Annotated in this window: 12 protein-coding genes and 1 other RNA gene; 11 read left to right on the top strand and 2 right to left on the bottom strand. The window is 65.0% G+C overall.

Annotation, left to right across the window (positions count from 1 at the left end; all coding sequences use genetic code 11):
* Positions 1-55 precede the first annotated feature (55 nt).
* The 9 genes from ACCD07_RS00065 (at position 56) to ACCD07_RS00025 (ending at position 11,168) form a co-directional block, all read left to right on the top strand.
* Complete coding sequence (locus tag ACCD07_RS00065) at positions 56-424, top strand: hypothetical protein (protein WP_413446116.1); 369 nt, start codon at positions 56-58, stop codon at positions 422-424.
* A gap of 53 nt (positions 425-477) precedes the next feature.
* Positions 478-1,836 carry a TolC family protein gene (locus ACCD07_RS00060; RefSeq protein WP_413446115.1) on the top strand — a complete coding sequence of 453 codons (1,359 nt, stop codon included), beginning with the start codon at positions 478-480 and terminating at the stop codon, positions 1,834-1,836.
* Complete coding sequence (locus ACCD07_RS00055) at positions 1,833-3,224, top strand: multicopper oxidase family protein (RefSeq protein WP_413446114.1); 1,392 nt, start codon at positions 1,833-1,835, stop codon at positions 3,222-3,224. Before ACCD07_RS00060 ends, ACCD07_RS00055 begins: the two co-directional genes overlap by 4 nt.
* A 22-nt stretch (positions 3,225-3,246) precedes the next feature.
* Complete coding sequence (locus ACCD07_RS00050) at positions 3,247-3,942, top strand: CPBP family intramembrane glutamic endopeptidase (RefSeq protein ID WP_413446113.1); 696 nt, start codon at positions 3,247-3,249, stop codon at positions 3,940-3,942.
* Positions 3,943-4,024: 82 nt separating this feature from the next.
* Positions 4,025-4,954 carry a hypothetical protein gene (locus ACCD07_RS00045; protein WP_176650683.1) on the top strand — a complete coding sequence of 310 codons (930 nt, stop codon included), beginning with the start codon at positions 4,025-4,027 and terminating at the stop codon, positions 4,952-4,954.
* A 39-nt stretch (positions 4,955-4,993) separates the two neighbouring features.
* Positions 4,994-5,401 carry a hypothetical protein gene (locus ACCD07_RS00040; protein ID WP_353403645.1) on the top strand — a complete coding sequence of 136 codons (408 nt, stop codon included), beginning with the start codon at positions 4,994-4,996 and terminating at the stop codon, positions 5,399-5,401.
* A 78-nt stretch (positions 5,402-5,479) separates the two neighbouring features.
* Positions 5,480-6,766, top strand: a complete 1,287-nt coding sequence (locus ACCD07_RS00035) for a TolC family protein (RefSeq protein ID WP_413446112.1) — start codon at positions 5,480-5,482, stop codon at positions 6,764-6,766.
* Positions 6,767-6,861: 95 nt separating this feature from the next.
* Entirely contained in the window at positions 6,862-8,037 is a 1,176-nt protein-coding gene (locus ACCD07_RS00030) for an efflux RND transporter periplasmic adaptor subunit (RefSeq protein WP_413446111.1), read from the top strand.
* A complete protein-coding gene (locus ACCD07_RS00025; RefSeq protein ID WP_413446110.1) occupies positions 8,034-11,168 on the top strand; it encodes an efflux RND transporter permease subunit in 3,135 nt (1,044 codons plus the stop codon). The genes ACCD07_RS00030 and ACCD07_RS00025 overlap by 4 nt, the downstream gene beginning before the upstream one ends.
* A gap of 50 nt (positions 11,169-11,218) precedes the next feature.
* Here ACCD07_RS00025 and ACCD07_RS00020 read toward each other — a convergent pair whose 3' ends face one another.
* Both ACCD07_RS00020 and ACCD07_RS00015 read right to left on the bottom strand, forming a co-directional pair.
* The gene (locus ACCD07_RS00020; protein WP_413446109.1) at positions 11,219-14,449 is read right to left on the bottom strand and encodes a di-heme oxidoredictase family protein; all 3,231 of its coding nucleotides are present in this window, start codon (positions 14,447-14,449) and stop codon (positions 11,219-11,221) included.
* Between the two features lie 266 nt (positions 14,450-14,715).
* Positions 14,716-15,495, bottom strand: coding sequence for a hypothetical protein (locus ACCD07_RS00015; protein ID WP_413446108.1), 780 nt, complete (start codon positions 15,493-15,495; stop codon positions 14,716-14,718).
* 113 nt (positions 15,496-15,608) lie between these two features.
* Here ACCD07_RS00015 and ssrA point away from each other — a divergent pair.
* Both ssrA and ACCD07_RS00005 read left to right on the top strand, forming a co-directional pair.
* Positions 15,609-15,936, top strand: a transfer-messenger RNA (tmRNA) gene (gene ssrA / locus ACCD07_RS00010).
* 181 nt (positions 15,937-16,117) lie between these two features.
* Positions 16,118-17,434, top strand: coding sequence for a hypothetical protein (locus tag ACCD07_RS00005; protein WP_353403653.1), 1,317 nt, complete (start codon positions 16,118-16,120; stop codon positions 17,432-17,434).
* The last annotated feature ends 142 nt before the right edge of the window (positions 17,435-17,576 follow it).

The raw sequence follows: 17,576 nt of genomic DNA, 5'->3' as shown, positions 1-17,576 counted from the left end.
GCAATAGGAAGGTGTATTCTTGCATACTTGCCGTGGTCGGAGTGACTGCGGTACCATGCTGACCACTATGCGCACACTCGTTCGGTTCCTGTTGTGGATGTTGATCGCCGCCTTGCCTTTGCAGGCCGTGGCGGCGGCCGTCATGCCCATCGCCGCGCTGACGATGCCGGCGCCGGTGGCGGCGCAGCCGGCGGCGCATGCCGGCCATTGCGCGTCCGCCGAGGCCGGCAAGAGCAAGGCAAGCGCCGTCGAGCATGGCAAATGCAATCATTGCGCCGGCTGCTGCGCCGGTGCGTCGGCGCCGCCGGGCGTGCCGGCCGTCACCTTGCCGGCCGTATATTCCGGCAGCGGTATCAGCGCCGGAGAACCGGCCATGACCGCCTACATTCCCGCTACGCTCGAGCGTCCTCCCCGCCTGTCCTGAGCTTGCCGTAGCCACGGGTTAGCCCGTTTGTTCGACATTTTCCAGGAATCAACATGACTCATTTTCGACTACCGCTGCTGGCGGCCGGCGCCTTGCTGCTTGGCGGCTGTGCCAGCTTGTCCGCCGACGGCGGCATGAACGACGTTTCACGCCTGACGGCCGAGCGCATCGGGCAGCCCGCAGCCCTCGCCAGGGATGGCGCCAACAACGATCAACAAGTCCAACTCCTGCTGGCCCAGCCGCTGACGGCCGACAGCGCCGTGCGCATCGCGCTGATGAACAGCCCGGCATTGAAAGCCTCGTTTGCCGAGCTGGGCGCGTCGGAGGCCGACCTGGTGCAGGCAGGCCGCCTGCGCAATCCCAGCCTGAGCTTTGGCCGCATACGCGGCGGCGGCGAAACCGAAATCGACCGCGGCATCATGTTCGACATCGCCGGCCTGCTGACGCTGCCGGCACGCTCGCGCATCGAAGCCGGCCGCTTCGAGCAGGCCAAGCTGCAGGCCGCCGCGCAAGCGGTGCAACTGGCCGGCGACACCCGCCGCGCCTGGTTCACGGCGGTGGCGGCCGCGCAATCGGCGGCGTTTGCCGAGCAGGTGCAGGCAGCCGCCGAAGCCTCGTCCGAGCTGGCGGCCCAGATGGCCAAGGCCGGCAACTGGAGCAAGCTCGATCAGGCCCGGGAGCGCGCCTTCCATCAGGAGGCGGTGACCCAGCTGGCGCGCGCGCGCCATGAAGCGCTGGCCTCGCGCGAACAGCTGGTCCGCCTGCTGGGCCTGTCCAGCGAGCAGCAGAGCTTCACGCTGCCCGATCGCTTGCCGGACCTGCCGCCGCAGCCGCAGGAAATGAATAACGCAGAAGCCCAGGCCTTGGCGCAGCGCCTTGATGTGCTGGCCGCGCGGCGCGATACCGAAGCCACCGCCGACGCCCTCGGCCTGACCAGGGCCACCGGCTTCATCAACGTGTTCGACGCCGGCTACGCCAACAAGAGCACCAGCGGCAAGCCGCGCGAGAACGGCTATCAGGTCTCGCTGGAACTGCCGCTGTTCGATTGGGGCGGCGCCAAGGTCGCCCGCGCCCAGGCGCAGTACATGCAGGCCGTGCACCGCACCGCCGACACGGCATTGCGCGCCCGCTCCGACGTGCGGGTGGCGTATTCCGCCTACCGCACCACGTACGACATCGCGCGCCACTACCGCGACGAAGTGGTGCCGCTGCGCAAGCAGATATCGGACGAGGTGCTGCTGCGCTACAACGGCATGCTGGCCAGCGTGTTCGAACTGCTGACCGATGCGCGCGAGCAGCTCGCCAGCGTCAACACCGCCATCGACACCCAGCGCGATTTCTGGATCGCCGAAACGCAACTGCAAGGCGCCATCAACGGCGGCGGCAACAACGACACAAGGAACGCACGATGATTTCACGCAGAGATTTCTTTAAGGGCGCGGGCGCCGTGGCCGTCAGCGCGGCCGCCGTCAGCAAGGCCGGCGCGGCCACCTTGCCGGAGGCGGTGACGATGAACAACGCCGACACCCATGTGCCGCCGCTGCCGCCGAACGGCCGTCCGTTCAATCCGGTGGTCACGCTCAACGGCTGGTCGCTGCCGTGGCGCATGAATAACGGCGTCAAGGAATTCCACCTGATCGCCGAACCGGTGGTGCGCGAGATGGGGCCGGGCATGAAGGCCAATCTGTGGGGCTACAACGGCCAGTCGCCGGGACCGACGATCGAGGTGGTGGAGGGCGACCGCGTGCGCATCTTCGTCACCAACAAGCTGCCCGAACACACCAGCGTGCACTGGCACGGCCAGCGTCTGCCGAACGGCATGGACGGCGTGACCGGCCTGACCCAGCCTGGCATCGCGCCGGGCAAGACCTTTGTCTACGAGTTCGTCGCCAGGCGGCCCGGCACCTTCATGTACCACCCGCACGCCGACGAAATGACGCAGATGGCGATGGGCATGATGGGCTTCTGGGTCACGCATCCGAAGGACCACACGCTGCACGCGGTGGACCGGGACTTCGTGTTCCTGCTCAATGCCTACGATATCGATCCGGGCAGCTACACGCCCAAGACCAATACGATGCTGGACTTCAACCTATGGACCTTCAACAGCCGCGTGTTCCCCGGCATCGCCTCGATGCCGGTGCGTCAGGGCGACAAGGTGCGCATCCGCGTCGGCAACCTGACGATGACGAACCATCCGATCCACCTGCACGGCCACGAGTTCGTGGTGACCGGCACCGACGGCGGCTGGATTCCACCGGCGGCGCGCTGGCCCGAGGTGACCACCGACGTCGCGGTCGGCCAGATGCGCGCGATCGAGTTCGTCGCCAGCGAACCGGGCGACTGGTCGTTCCACTGCCACAAGTCGCACCACACGATGAACGCGATGGGCCATAACGTGCCGAACATGATAGGCGTGGACCACAGCGGCATTGCCGAGAAGATCAACAAGATCGTCCCGTCCTACATGACCATGGGCGACAAGGGCGGTTCGATGGGCGGCATGGAAATGCCGCTGCCGGAAAACACCCTGCCGATGATGATGGGCGAGGGACCGTTCGGCGGCGTCGAGATGGGCGGCATGTTCACGGTGGTCAAGGTGCGCGGGGACCAGAAGCGGGGCGACTACACCGATCCGGGCTGGTACAAGCATCCGCCCGGCACGGTGGCCCGTGAATGGACTGGCGCGCTGCCCGAACCGGCGCGCAACTACAGCGCGGGCGGGCAGTCGATGCCGGCCGTGAACCAGCCGGATGTCGAAATGACCGTGCGTAAGCCGACCGGACATAGCGGCCACTAAAGCGCAGGAAGAGACCTGAGATATGTACCTGCGTCTGGTGGCCGCCGTCACTGTTGAAATCGTTTATCTGGTTTTCACACGAACCTGGCTGCGCGCGCATTTTTCCGGCGTCGAGCTTGAGATGTGGGTAACGGCATGTCGCCTCGTATCGTTGTGTGCGGACTGGCTGCTTTTTCGGGGTTTCCTTGCGCAGGCGGGCATTCAGCGTGCATCGCGTCCGACGATGCTGCTCTGGTGCGGGATTGCATTGCTATTCATGGTGCCGCTGCTGTTCCATGGCGGCTATCCCGCGGATTACACATACCGCGTCATCTTTGCGTTGACCAGCGTCGTGGTGGCCATGCGGGAGGAAGTGTTTTACCGGGGCGTGATACAGGGCCTTCTGGAGCGACGATTTGGCTTGCTGGTATCTTTGCTGGTCTCGAACGCGGCATTCGTCCTTTATCACTACGGCGTGCATCCATTCACCGCAAGCGGAATTATTGAACTGTTTGCGATGGGCTGCGTCTTGGGCGTGATGTACAGCGTGACCGGCTCGCTATTGGCACCGATAGCGCTGCATGCGGCTTACGACGCCATGTGGTCGCTGGGACCGATCGTGGCGCATCCTCCGCCGGATATCCTGCGCATTCCGTTTCACTTGCTGGGCGCCGCGCTGGTGCTTACCTGGATGCGCACTCAACTGGCGCGAGCGCGCGAACGGGGCGCTCCACCATGAAAACGCGTCGCATGCGCAAGGTCAAAACCTCTGTCGGAGAAAGGTCGAAAATCGTCACTGGACCTTTGCCTGGGGAGGCAACATGAAGCGGTTGGTGCATGGTATGCCGGTGCAAGTACGTTCTCTCGAAGAGATATTGGCAACGCTCGACGGGAAGGGTAAATGCGATGGCATCCTGTTCATGCCGGAGATGGTCCGTTTCTGCGGCGCCGTGCTGAATGTGCATCGGCGCGCGGACAAAACCTGTGTGGAGGGCTACGGCATGCGCCGCTTGGGCAAAGCCGTCTTCCTGGAGGCGTCCCGTTGCGGCGGCGAGTTTCACGACGGGTGCGAACGGCGTTGCCTGCTTTTCTGGCACGAACGGTGGCTGGTACCCGCTCCCGGGGCCAAGCCGGCAGCCGCCCATGCTCCGCCCGCCGTCCCGGCCCAACGTTTCGTCACCCGTGACGGCGAGCGCTATATTTGCCAATCCACCGAGCTGCTCGCGGCCACCAAACCCTTGTCGCGCTGGGCAGTCGCTGCCTTCGCCCGCGACGTGTGGACCGGCGAGGTCCGGCTGAGGGACTTCCTGACTCTGGTGTGGCTAACGCTGCGGCGACGCTTGTCGGATGGGGAGGAGCCCAACGCCATCCTGGGCGAGAACGCCCATCCCACCAGGGGCGACCTCGCCCTGGCGGCCGGCGACATCGTACGCGTCAAGTCCGCTCCGGAGATCGCCCGGCAACTCGATCCCCAAGGTAAGAACAAGGGCCTGGGCTTCGTGCCGACCATGTTGCCTGCCATTGGCAAACAGTACGAAGTGGCCTTCCCGATCCGGAAAATGATACTGGAAAAGACCGGCAAGATGATCCCCCTCGCAAATACCGTGGTCCTTAAAGGCATCCAGTGTGGCGGTCCGTGCGTGGCAAATTGTCCTCGCTCGAGCGATCTTTATTGGCGCGAGTCCTGGCTGGAGAGGCCGGTCGATAAGCGCGCGGGCAGGCGGCCTGATGGCCCCCGCCCCGAACTATGATAGGCTTGAAATAATTATCCGAATAGTGCCTTCTCATCAATGAAAACTTCCCGTTTCTCGCGCTTTCTGACGGCCATCGTCGCGATGCTCAGCATGCTGTATATGCAGTTTGCTGTGGCATCGTACGTGTGTCCGGGAATGCCGGCGGGAAGCAATGGTAGTGCGGCATCGGCGCAGGCCGTCATGGCCGACATGCCAAACTGCCAAGGCATGGATGCTGCGCGGCCGGCGCTTTGCCACCTGTACGCGCATGGCGAGCCGTCCAAACAGTCGCTCGATAAAACACCAACGCCCGACGTGCCGCCGTTCGTGCCGGCCGCGCTCGTGCTGGATTTGCAGTTTTTCGCTGCCGCCTTGATTCCTGAAGCAAAGCCCTATCCGCCGGTCGCGCTGACGCGAAGCACGGCGCCGCCCGTCGCCATCCGCAACTGCTGTTTCCGCATTTAAAACTCCAGACCGCCTAGTTCGTCATCGCGTCGCCGGGACCGGCGAGCGCGATGTTGTCCGTCGCATTCTGGAGCTACCATGTCATCCCCCTTATTCGTGCATTTTTATGCGCGCGCCGGCCGTCTTCGCTTGTCGTCGACGACCGCGCTCGTATTCCTCGCCGCCGCCCACGTTGCGCAGGCGGCGCCCCAGCCATTGACGCTGGCCCAGGCCCAACAACAAGCAGTCGCCCGCTCGCGCCAGCTGAGCGCGCAGGATCAGGCGGCGGCCGCCGCACATGAGATGGCGGTCGCGGCCGGCCAACTGCCCGATCCCGTGCTCAAGCTGGGCGTCGATAATCTGCCGGTCAGCGGTGCCGACCGGTTCAGTCTGGGCAATGACTTCATGACCATGCGGCGCGTCGGTGTATCGCAGGAATTGACGAGCGCCGACAAATTGCACTGGCGTTCCGCGCGCCTTGAACGTGAAGCGGACAAGGCGCAGGCCGAAAAAGAGGCCGCAACGGCCGCCGTTCAACGCGACACCGCGATCTCCTGGCTGGAGGTGTTCTACACCGAACAGATGGCCGAGGCCGTTATCAAGCAGACGGCCCTGTCGCGCCAGGAGATCGAGGCCGCCGAGGCCGCCCACCGTGGCGGGCGCGGCAGTCAGGCCGACATCCTCGCGGCCCGTTCCGCCTTGCTCATACTCGACGACCGCGGCAGCGAAATTGGACGCCGCCTTCGCGTCGCGCGCACCATGCTGGCCCGGTGGACCGGCGGCGAGACCACCGTGGCCGGGGCGCCCGACATCGACAACATCCGTCTGGATCCGGCCTCGCTCGACGGCGACCTCGCTCACCATTCGCAGATCGCGGTGCTGAACCGGCAGGAGGACATCGCACAAGCCGACGTCAAGCTGGCGCAGGCCAACCGGCGCGCCGACTGGAGCGTGGAGGTCGCGTTCCAACAGCGCGGCCCTGCCTATTCGAACATGGTGTCGGTCGGCATTTCGGTGCCGCTGCAATGGGACAGGAAGAACCGGCAGGACCGCGACCTGGCCGCCAAGCTCGCCCTGGCCGAGCAGGCCAAGGCCGAGCGCGACGAGATGCTGCGCGACCATGTCGCCGCGACCCGCGCCATGATCGTCGAGTGGCAGAGCGGCAAGGAGCGGGTTGCCAGGTATGCGCGCGAAGTGCTGCCACTGGCCGGCGAACGCAGTCAGGCGGTGCTGGCCGCCTACCGTGGCGGCAAGGCGACGCTGGCCGAGGTGCTGGCCGCAAGACGCAACGAATCGGAAACCCGCATGCAGGCGCTGCAGCTTGAGCTCGATACCGCGCGGCTGTGGGCACAACTGAATTTCCTCTTTCCACAGGAATCCAAATGAAGAACAAGAAAACGCTCGCGCTGTTGATCGCGATCGCCGTCGCCGCCGGCGGTTACGCCATCTATCAATTTGGCGTGCATCAGGGCATGCAAGCCATGCCGAAACATGACGAAGCGACGGCGGCCACTGGGCCCACCGGCAAGAAGCCGCTCTACTGGCATGACCCGATGGTGCCCGGCCAAAAGTTCGACAAGCCGGGCAAGTCGCCGTTCATGGACATGCAGCTGGTGCCGGTCTATGCCGGCGCCGACAGCGACGATGGTGGCGTCGCCATCAGCCCGAGGGTCCAGCAAAACCTGGGCGTGCGGACGGCGATAGTCACTGCGGGCAAGCTGCCCTCCGGTGTGGTCGCGGTCGGCAGCGTCGCGTACAACGAACGCGACGTGGCCTTGGTCCAGGCCCGCAGCAACGGGTTTGTCGAGCGCCTGTATGTGCGCGCTCCGCTGGATCCTGTCAGGCAGGGACAGCCGCTGGCCGACTTGTACGTGCCTGACTGGATCGCGGCGCAGGAGGAGTACCTGGCGGCCCGGCGCATGCAAGGCGGCGACACAGCCTCGCTGGTCGATGGCGCGCGCCAGCGCATGCGGCTGGCCGGCATGTCCGACGGGCAGATCCGGCTGGTCGAATCGAACGGCAAGGTTCAGCCGCGCACCACCATTTACGCGCCCACCGGCGGCGTGGTCACGGAGCTTGGCGCCCGCGAAGGCATGACCGTGGCGCCGGGGGCGCAGCTGTTCCGCATCAACGGCCTTTCCACCGTCTGGGTGAACGCGGACGTGCCCGAGAACATGGCGGCCAGAGTGCGAACCGGCGATACCGTCGAGGCGCGCGCGCCGGCGCTTCCGGGGAGCCTGTTCAAGGGCAAGGTCGGCGCGGTTCTGCCGGAAGTGAGCACCGCGACGCGCACGCTCAAGGCGCGTATCGAACTGGCCAACACCGGCGGACAACTGGTTCCCGGTATGTTCGCCACGATCACGTTCGCGTCCAACCGCGCTGCCGATGTCCTGCTGGTGCCGTCGGAGGCGGTGATCCAGACCGGCACCCGCAGCGTGGTGGTGCTGGCCCGGGACGGCGGCAAATTCCAGCCGGTCGATGTGGAACTGGGCGGCGAGGGCGGTGGCTTGACCGAAGTCCGCAAGGGCTTGGCCGCGGGGCAGAAAATTGTCCTGTCGGGCCAGTTCCTGCTCGATTCCGAGGCCAGCCTGAAGGGAACCACGAGCCGCATGGACGACGCGACGATGCCCATGGCGCCGGCGGGAGCGAGCAAATGATCGCCAGACTGATACGCTGGTCTATCGTCAACCGCTTTCTGGTGCTGCTGGCGACCGTGTTCATCGCCGCCTGGGGCGTATGGTCGCTGGCGCGCACGCCGCTCGACGCCATTCCGGATTTGTCCGACGTGCAGGTCATCATCCGCACCACCTATCCGGGACAGGCGCCGCAAATCGTCGAAAACCAGGTGACGTATCCGCTGACCACCACCATGCTGTCGGTGCCGGGGGCGAAGACCGTGCGTGGCTATTCCTTCTTCGGCGATTCTTTCGTCTATATCTTGTTCGAGGACGGCACCGATCCCTACTGGGCCAGGTCGCGCGTGCTGGAATACCTGAACCAGGTGCAATCCCGTCTGCCCGCGCAGGCTCGGGCGGCGCTCGGTCCGGATGCGACCGGCGTCGGCTGGATCTACGAGTACGCGCTGGTCGACCGCAGCGGCAAACTCGACTTGTCGCAGCTGCGCTCGCTGCAGGACTGGTTCCTGAAGTCCGAGCTCAAGGCGGTGCCGAACGTGTCGGAAGTGGCCAGCGTCGGCGGCATGGTGCGCCAATACCAGATCGTGCTCGATCCCGACAAGCTGCGCGCCTATGCCATCCCGCACGGCAAGGTGATCGAGGCCGTGCAGCGCGCCAATCAGGAAACCGGCGGCTCGGTGATGGAGCTGGGCGAGGCCGAGTACATGGTGCGGGCGTCCGGCTATTTGCAGTCGCTCGACGACTTCCGGAAAATTCCGCTGGCGACCACCGATGCCGGGGTGTCCGTGCGTTTGGGCGACGTGGCGCGCGTGGGGCTGGGGCCGGAGATGCGGCGCGGCATCGCCGACCTCGACGGGGAAGGCGAAGTCGCCGGCGGCGTGATCGTCATGCGCTCCGGGAAGAACGCGCTGGAAACCATCGAGGCCGTCAAGGCCAAGCTCGGCAAACTGAAAGCCAGCCTGCCGCCCGGGGTGGAGATCGTTCCTGTGTACGACCGCTCCAACCTGATCAAGCGCGCGGTCGATAATCTCGAACACAAGCTGATCGAGGAATTCATCGTCGTCGCGGTGGTCTGCGCGATCTTCCTGTTTCACATCCGCTCGGCGCTGGTGGCCATCGTCTCGCTGCCACTGGGCATACTGATCGCCTACATCGTCATGTCCTACCAGGGCGTGAACGCCAACATCATGTCGCTGGGCGGCATCGCGATCGCCATCGGCGCCATGGTCGACGCGGCGGTCGTGATGATAGAGAACGCCCACAAGCATATCGAGGCATGGAACCACGCCCACCCCGGCCGGAGGCTGGCAGGCGAGGCCCAGTGGACCGTGATCGGCGACGCCGCGGCCGAAGTCGGCCCGGCGCTGTTCTTCTCGCTGCTGATCATCGTGCTGTCCTTCATTCCGGTGTTCACGCTGGAGGCGCAGGAGGGACGCTTGTTCGCGCCGCTGGCCTTCACCAAGACCTACGCCATGGCGGCGGCGGCCGGCCTGGCGGTCACGCTGATCCCCGTGCTGATGGGTTACCTGATCCGTGGACGCATCCCCGACGAGCAAAAAAATCCGCTGAACCGGTGGCTGATCGCGCTCTATCGGCCGCTGCTGGAAGTGGTGCTGCGCCGTCCCAAAGCCACGCTGGTGGCGGCCGGCGTGATCGCGCTGCTGACGATCTGGCCGATGTCGCGCCTGGGTGGTGAATTCATGCCGCCGCTGGACGAGGGCGACTTGCTGTACATGCCGTCCGCCTTGCCCGGCATCGGCGCCGGCAAGGTGGCGCAGCTGCTGCAGCAGACCGACCGGCTGATCAAGACCGTGCCGGAAGTGCAATCGGTGTTCGGCAAGGCCGGCCGGGCGGAGTCCGCCACCGATCCGGCGCCGCTGGAGATGTTCGAGACGACGATACAGTTCAAGCCGCGCGATCAGTGGCGGCCCGGCATGACCACCGACAAGCTGGTCGACGAGCTCGACCGCATCGTCAAGGTGCCGGGGCTGTCCAATATCTGGGTGCCGCCGATCCGCAACCGCATCGACATGCTGGCCACCGGCATCAAGAGCCCGGTCGGGGTCAAGGTGGCCGGCGCGAGCCTGCGGGAGATCGACCGCATCACCGGCGAGATCGAGCGGGTCGTCAAGCGCGTGCCGGGCGTGTCGTCGGCGCTTGCCGAGCGGCTCAACGGCGGGCGCTACGTCGATATCGATATCGACCGCGACGCGGCGGCGCGCTATGGCCTGAACATCGCCGACGTGCAGAGCGTCGTGTCGAGCGCCATCGGCGGCGACAACATCGGCGAGACGGTCGAGGGCTTGCAGCGCTTTCCGATCAATGTGCGCTATCCGCGCGAGGTGCGCGACTCGGTCGAGAAATTGCGCGAGCTGCCGATGCAGACCGAGCGCGGCGCGCAGATACGGCTAGGCGACGTCGCCACCATCCGCATCGACGACGGTCCGCCCATGCTCAAGAGCGAGAACGCGCGCCTGTCGGGCTGGGTGTATGTCGATATCCGGGGCCGGGATCTCAGCTCGGCGGTGCATGAGATGCAGCAACTCGTCGCCAGGGAGGTGGTGCTGCCGGCCGGCTATTCGGTGTCCTGGTCCGGACAATTCGAATACCTGGAGCGCGCGACGGCCAAGCTCAAGTTCGTCGTGCCGATGACCTTGCTGATCATCTTCGTGCTGCTGTACCTGACCTTCAAGCGCGTCGACGAGGCGGTGCTGATCATGGCGACGTTGCCGTTCGCGCTGGCCGGGGGCATCTGGCTGCTGTGGGCGCTGGGGCATAACCTTTCGGTCGCCAGCGGCGTCGGCTTCATCGCCTTGGCGGGCGTGTCGGCCGAGTTCGGCGTCATCATGCTGTTGTACCTGAAGCACGCGTGGGAAGCCCGGCTGGCGCAAGGCGTTCCGGGCGAGGCGGACCTGCTTGACGCCATACGCGAAGGTGCCGTGCTGCGCGTCAGGCCGAAGGCGATGACGGTCGCCGTCATCATCGCCGGCCTGGTGCCGGTCATGATCGGGTCGGGCACGGGGGCGGAGGTCATGCAGCGCATCGCGGCGCCGATGGTGGGCGGCATGATCACCGCGCCCTTGTTGTCGATGTTCGTGGTGCCGGCGGTGTTCCTGTTGTTGCGGCGCAGGTCCATCCGAGTGGCGGCGTAAATAAAAAGCCGCCGGACAGCTGGACTGTCCTGCGGCTGGCGAATGCTACGTTACAGCGACTTCAGGAACGCCAGCAGGCTGTCGCGGTCGGCCTTCGACAGTTTCTCGAAGCGTTGGCGGGCAACGTCCGCCTCGCCGCCGTGCCACAGGATGGCTTCCGTCAGGTTGCGGGCGCGGCCGTCGTGCAGGTAGCCGACCTTGGCGCTGTTGCCCATCACCTTGTCGGTGTAGCCGATGCCCCACAGCGGCGCGGTACGCCACATGCCGCCCTTGGCCTGGCCTTCGACCAGCTTGTCGGCCAGGCCGGTGCCCATGTCGTGCAGCAGCAGGTCGCTGTACGGACGGATGGTCTGGTTGCGCAGCTCGGCAAACAGGTGGCCCGATCCGGTCTTCATCTCCGCCGTGTGGCAGGCCACGCAGCGCATGCCCTGGAACACCTTGGCGCCGGCCGACACCAGCGCCGGATTGACGTTCAGCTCGTCGATAGGCGCCACGCCTTTCGGGAAGCCGCTGGCCAGGCTGCGTTGCGCAGGCACGGCCACCAGCGCCAGGTAGCGCGAGATCGATTGCAGGTCCGCTTCCGAAATGCCCTTCTGCGCGACGGCGGTCGAGCAGCCGGCCGGATCGGTGCCGCAGCTGCGGTTGCGGTACACCGGCGAGGTCACCGACATGTCCTGCAGCAGCGCGGCGGATGCCTGTTGACGCAAGGTCGCCTTGGACGCCTTCCAGCCGAAGCGGCCGAGGCGCACGGCCGAGCTTTCCGGATCGTAGACGAAGTTGGCCGTGCCCTTGACGCCGTCGGCGTCCGGCGTGCTGCGCACGCGCGCCAGGATGTCGGCTTCCGGCACCGCCTCCAGCAGGCCGGCGCCGATGATGGGCTGGGCGGCGCGCAGCGAATACGCATCCGGCACCGGGCCTTCGAACGCCAAGGTCGGCTTGCGCAGCTCGGCCTTGGTGCCGTCGGCCAGCGTCACCGTGCTGGTTTCAAACGCGGCCACCTTGACGTTGGTGCCCCAGTTCTGCGCCGCGCCGGTCGGCGAGACCGCGTTCATCTGCACGGCAGCGCCGTACTGCGGATGCGCCAGCTGGTTGCCGCTGGCGTCGATCGACGCCACCCGCACCGACATGCTGTCGAGCTTCTGGTTCAGCGCGGTCGGCGCCGGGCTGCGGCCGTTGTTGACGTGGCAGGCGAAGCACGAGGACTGGTTGTAGCGCTGTCCCTGCAGGCCGACGGCGCCGTCGTAGCGGTCGTTGCCCGGCTCGTTGTGGTCGCCGGTGGTGAAGTTGGTGTGGAACAGGCGGCGTCCCTCGACGAAGCGCTGCATGTTCTGCATGCCGATGTTGTTGTGCGGCTGCTGGAACATGAACAGCGCGTTGTCCGAGTAGTTGTAGGACACCGAGCCCTGGCCGCCGGACAGCGTTTCATCCGGCAGCGGCACCGAGTTCAAGCGCGGCTGCACGCCGTACCACGGCTTCAGGCCGGAGCCGACCACGTATACCCATTCCTGCGAGTAGTAGCGGATGCCGCCGGTGTCGCCCTTGGCCGTCATCGACGCGGTGGTGCTGAACATCGACGGCGACACCTCGATCACGTCGCCGACGACCAGCGGCCGGGCAGGGATGTCCTTGCCGTTCGGGAAGCCGTTGGCGTCCAGCGCGGTCATGCCGGGATAGTTGCTGACCTGGATGGTGCAGCCCCCGTTGATGCCGTTGGCATTGGTCAGGCGGTTGTTGGCCGGGTAGGCGGTCGGCTTGCAGATGGCGATGTTGTCGTCGACCAGCTGGCCCGGGGCCATCCAGCCGTAGCCGGTCACGCCGGGCCGGTCGATGGCGCGGAAGAACGCCACGCCGCCCTTGAGGAAGTCGACGGTGGTGTACTGGTTGACGGTCAGCGTGGGCTTGGTGACGCCGGCCACGCGGCTGTTGTCGATGACCTCGACACCCCAGCTGCGGTTCTTGAAGTATTGCGGCACGAAGGTCAGGTAGTTGCCCGGGCCCTTGTCGACCGGCAGGCCGGTGACCGGATCGACGGTCTCGTTCGGGCCGTAGCCGATTTCATTCCATTCCTCGCCGCGCTCGCGGCCGTGGCGGGCCAGGCCGCGAGCGCCGAAGCGGGTCACCAGCGTGCCGTCGGGCAGCGTGAACTGCAGCGACTCCAGTGCTTCGGCAGCGGGCAGCGGCGCCAGGCCGGCGCCGCTGGCGGGGAACTTGAAGGCCGACGTGGCGGCGCTGGACAGGGTGTTGTCGCTGCCCGGGGTCTTGAACTCGACCTCGAACAGCGAGTAGCCGTATTGCGTCGCGCGGGCCACGCCCTGCAGGCGGATGTAGCGCGCGTTGACGCCGAGGTTGAAGAACTCCTCGGTGCCGCCCTGGCCGGCGGTCACCGTGCGGATGGTCGTAAATTTCTGGCCGTCGTCCGACACCAGCAGGTTGTATTGCTTGCCGTAGGCATTCTCCCACAGCAGCTTCATGTAGCCGACCTGGGCCTTGGCGCCGAAGTCGAACTGTATCCACGCGCCGTCCTCGGAGGCGCTGGCCCAGCGGGTGTTGGTCTGGCCGTCGATCGCCATGGCGGCGGACAGGCCGCCGTTTTCCGTGGCCGACGAGGTGGCCGCCACCGGCTTGATGGCCACGCCGGGCTTGCTCACGTCGACCGGCACCGTCGGCGGCGGATCGGGTATCGGGTCCTGCGGCGGCGTGGTGGCAGGGCTGCCGGTGAAGGCCTGGATCTCGAAGATCGAATAGCCGTAATTGGTCGAGCGCTTGACGCCCTTCATGCGCAGGTAGCGGCCTTGACCGTTCAGTCCGGTCAAGTCCTCGGTGCCGCCCTGGCTGTTGTCGACGGTCTTGATGGTGGTCCAGGTCGAGTTGTCGTCGGACACTTGCAGTAGATACTGGGTTGCGTGGGCGTTTTCCCAGTCGATACGCACGCGGGTGATGGTCTGCGTGCTGCCGAAGTCCAGCGTCAGGTACTGGTCGTCGCTAAAGCCGCTGCTCCAGCGGGTGCCTTCGTTGTGGTCGATGGCTGCCGCTCCGGACAGGTCGCCGCGCTCGGACGAGCTGGCGATGGCGCTGACCGGCGTCAACGCGGTCTCGGCCGACGCCACGGCGCCGCCCTGGACTTTCATTGCGCTCAAGGTGCGCGGCGCGTTGGCGGTGGAATCGGCGCTGCCGCCGCCGCAAGCGGCCAGCAGCAAGGTCAGGGCCAGTGGCAAGCCCTGGATGGGAAGCTTGCGTAGCTGTTGCAGCGGCAAGCGCTGTCGATACGGAGGTGTATTCATTTTTTTATACCCTATACGTGGTTTGTTACGGCAGCATTCCGATAATAGGAAACGTTTCCATCCCGGACTTGAGGTTTTATAAAACTTTCAATGAGGCAATGGCGATGAAGATATCTTGCGTTATCGCGCATGTCAAGCGTGCGCGCCAAGAAACTTTGTAAGCGTCAAATAGCACGATGTTACGGAATTTTGCCGGGAGAACAGCACATTTTATTTTTTGATATGGTGACATATCGTATCCGCCGGCGCCCGCACATCGGCATCGGCTAGGCATCACCGACGTCTTTGTCGCCTTCAAGCTGGCGCTTTAACCACTGATCGGAGGTTGGACTGAGATGTTGAACGTCCTTATCCAGGATGAACTTTTCTTTCGAGTCCCATTTCCCCATCTTCTCGGTAAATTTCTCCGGATAGTCCTTGGCCAGGCAGGCAATATTGGCCCAGGGGTCGCAAATGGCCAGGTCTTTGGGCCATTTCGTCATGTCTTTCGGCATGGGGCCCGGCTCAATCGCGCCGACCACGACAAAGACGTGATCGGGCGTGCCGCCGAGTATTGCCTGCTTGCCCGAGCTGCGCAAATAGTCTTGTGCAATGAGCGACAGATCAAAGCAATTGTGCCCCTTCGATGCCAGCGCGGCCCGTACCATCGCTGGCCGGTCGCCCTTGACCGCCCTGATTTGCTTGACTGCGCTATTGGATGCGAGCAGCCGGGTCTTCTCTTCGCTCCATGCCTTCTTCGCGCTGTATTTGTTGGCGGATTTGAAGTTGCCTTCTTTCGTGTAAAAGTCCTCGCGGACCATCGTCTTCGCGGCGCTTGCCGCATCAAGATTTCGAATGCCTGCCGAGGATGTGTGATTGAGCGTTGCCAGCAGCTTGATTTGCAAGGCGTTCTTTTTAGGGGGAGCGGATGCCTGCGCATAGACGTGCCCGGACAAAGGCGGCACGACAGCGGGCGCCGCGCCTGATCTGGACGGGGCAGCAGGGGACAGCGGGTCAGGTGCGACATACGCATCCGTGGAGACGCCAAATCGCGCAAATATTCCCATGCATCCTTCCCCGTGAAGACGACGTCATACGTGTCCTTGAGTAACCCCGGGATCGACGACGGTTCCACGCCACGACTGCCTTGCGAATCATGGAACTTGGGTACCGGCAGCCTACACATACCAGTATTGGTGTGTGCGGAACAACGCGTACTCAAAGGCCAAAACCGTGCTGGACGGGGGTTCGATTCCCCCCACCTCCACCAAATGCCGGTGATCTTCCGCGTGGCGGAAGGCGCCGGCATCTGACGGGGGTGTACAGGTTTCGACAGGGCGGCCAGTAATCGGCGATACATCACGTCAGGCGTCTGACGTAAATAGCGCAAATCGATAATTGCAAATGAATCGCAATTTCTTGCTTACGGCACCTAAACACCGTTAAGCCGAGACACCGGCCCCTTCGCAAGAAGGCTTGGGAACAGAATGGCCGGACCAACTCTGTCGTTTGCAGCGAGAGATGCCGTGCGCAAGCGGGAATTTCGGACATTCCCATAGTCGGCAGCCGTAGAGGGCGCAACCTGTACATTGGGCGCACTGTTTTTTTCGGCGACGCGCCAGCCGCTGCGCCGCCTCCATGCCGGCAAGAGACCGCAATCCCGATAACCCACATTGAAAGTATACGATCATGGCTGCTGTAACCCCCTCCAATAGTTTTTCCCTGGCGTCGCTGTCTCACGACGACGCCAAACCGGCCCCGCTGCCTGCCAATGAAGCGCAGCTGCCGGCATCGCCGTCCACCCCGCCACAGCCGAGCGCGCGCGACAACTCCATCGCAAACCGTTTGCGCCAATCGGTATCGTCGGCCGACGCCGCCTCGATCAGCGGCGTGACGCCGCATGCGGCCGACGCCCAACGTGCCATGCACGAATATGTCAACGCGCTGTTCGCACCGTATAAAAATGGCGCCAACGATACAGCCATCGACGAACTGGCCGCCAACCGGGCCGCTGCGCTGCATGGCAATGGCGAGACGGTGGCAAATCTGCAGAGCTTGTTTGCTTACGCGCACGCCATCGACCTGAGCGCGCACATGGCGGCCGGCGGCAGTGGCGCATTGCCGTTTGCCGTAGCCAACGCGGTAGGCGGCCAGCTGTCCACCTGGCTGCCGAAGGTCAGGGACATCAACGTCGGCCTGCTGTCCGGCTTCCTGACCTATTTGCTGGTGCACGTCGGCGGCGGCGTCAATGGCCGGACGACGGCCCATACGCCATGGCTGCACCCGACCGATCTGCATCCGGCCATGGCCGAGGCGGTCGCCGGGCTGCAACCCGGCTCGGTACAAAAATACAAGGAAATGGCCAGCTTCCAGGGCTTCCCGGCGTCGTTCGCCACGGTGGGCGAATTGCCGACCCTGGCGCACGTGCACAGCCCAAGGGCGGGAATGATCGCGCAAAGCGTCGGCGGTCCGGTGACCGCTCTCATCGGCGGCTCGGTGGTGGCGGGCATCGACAAGACCGTCGAGGAAAAACACAGCCGCAGCGGTCCGGCGCTGTTGTTGGCCAGTCAAACCTGGGAAACGCAGCTTGAGCAACTCAGGCAGCGCCACGATATGCCCGCGTGGAGCGACCGCACGGCGGCGACACTGGCAGGCGGCGCGCGCCAGGTAGGCAACGACTTTGGAGAAAAACTGGTGCAGGGCCTGCGCGACGGTGTCCACCAGCTGCGCGACCAGCCGGCATCAACCGTGGCCAGCGCCGCCATCTGGAGCGTCGGGATAGGTCTCAGCAATTTTGCCTCGAACCAGCTGGGCACCTATATGACGCAGCATGGAGCGTCCGATCTGGCGGTCGCCGCCGCCAAGGAATTGGTGTTCGCCGCCAGCCTGTCGCCGATCAACGCTGCCTGGACCGCGGTGCTCGCGTTCGGTCCTGCGGTCGATGCGAAGCTGGTCGACGCGGTACGCCGGATGCGTGAGGAGACTCCCGTCGCAACACAGGCCTGATTCAACGCGCCAGCACAACGGCGGCCTGGACTTTGGAAGGTGCAGGCCCCCCGTTTTTTTTTAGACAGCGGTATATTATTGGTGTTGGGGGACCGGGGGGGGCTAGGGCCCCGCGGGGGCGGGGGGGGGCGGGGTGTGGGGG

It is taken from the genome of Duganella sp. Dugasp56, from assembly GCF_047304105.1.
Taxonomy (GTDB): Bacteria; Pseudomonadota; Gammaproteobacteria; order Burkholderiales; family Burkholderiaceae_D; genus Rugamonas; species Rugamonas hordei.
This window is presented reverse-complemented; position numbering and strand designations above follow the sequence as displayed.

Bases quoted from the DNA above. Each gene is read 5' to 3' on its own strand.
- ACCD07_RS00020 (WP_413446109.1), bottom strand. From the start codon at position 14,449: ATGAATACACCTCCGTATCGACAGCGCTTGCCGCTGCAACAGCTACGC.
- ACCD07_RS00015 (WP_413446108.1), bottom strand. From the start codon at position 15,495: ATGGGAATATTTGCGCGATTTGGCGTCTCCACGGATGCGTATGTCGCA.
- ACCD07_RS00040 (WP_353403645.1), top strand. From the start codon at position 4,994: ATGAAAACTTCCCGTTTCTCGCGCTTTCTGACGGCCATCGTCGCGATG.
- ACCD07_RS00025 (WP_413446110.1), top strand. From the start codon at position 8,034: ATGATCGCCAGACTGATACGCTGGTCTATCGTCAACCGCTTTCTGGTG.
- ACCD07_RS00030 (WP_413446111.1), top strand. From the start codon at position 6,862: ATGCCGAAACATGACGAAGCGACGGCGGCCACTGGGCCCACCGGCAAG.
- ACCD07_RS00035 (WP_413446112.1), top strand. From the start codon at position 5,480: ATGTCATCCCCCTTATTCGTGCATTTTTATGCGCGCGCCGGCCGTCTT.
- ACCD07_RS00065 (WP_413446116.1), top strand. From the start codon at position 56: ATGCTGACCACTATGCGCACACTCGTTCGGTTCCTGTTGTGGATGTTG.
- ACCD07_RS00050 (WP_413446113.1), top strand. From the start codon at position 3,247: ATGTACCTGCGTCTGGTGGCCGCCGTCACTGTTGAAATCGTTTATCTG.
- ACCD07_RS00045 (WP_176650683.1), top strand. From the start codon at position 4,025: ATGAAGCGGTTGGTGCATGGTATGCCGGTGCAAGTACGTTCTCTCGAA.
- ACCD07_RS00060 (WP_413446115.1), top strand. From the start codon at position 478: ATGACTCATTTTCGACTACCGCTGCTGGCGGCCGGCGCCTTGCTGCTT.
- ACCD07_RS00055 (WP_413446114.1), top strand. From the start codon at position 1,833: ATGATTTCACGCAGAGATTTCTTTAAGGGCGCGGGCGCCGTGGCCGTC.
- ACCD07_RS00005 (WP_353403653.1), top strand. From the start codon at position 16,118: ATGGCTGCTGTAACCCCCTCCAATAGTTTTTCCCTGGCGTCGCTGTCT.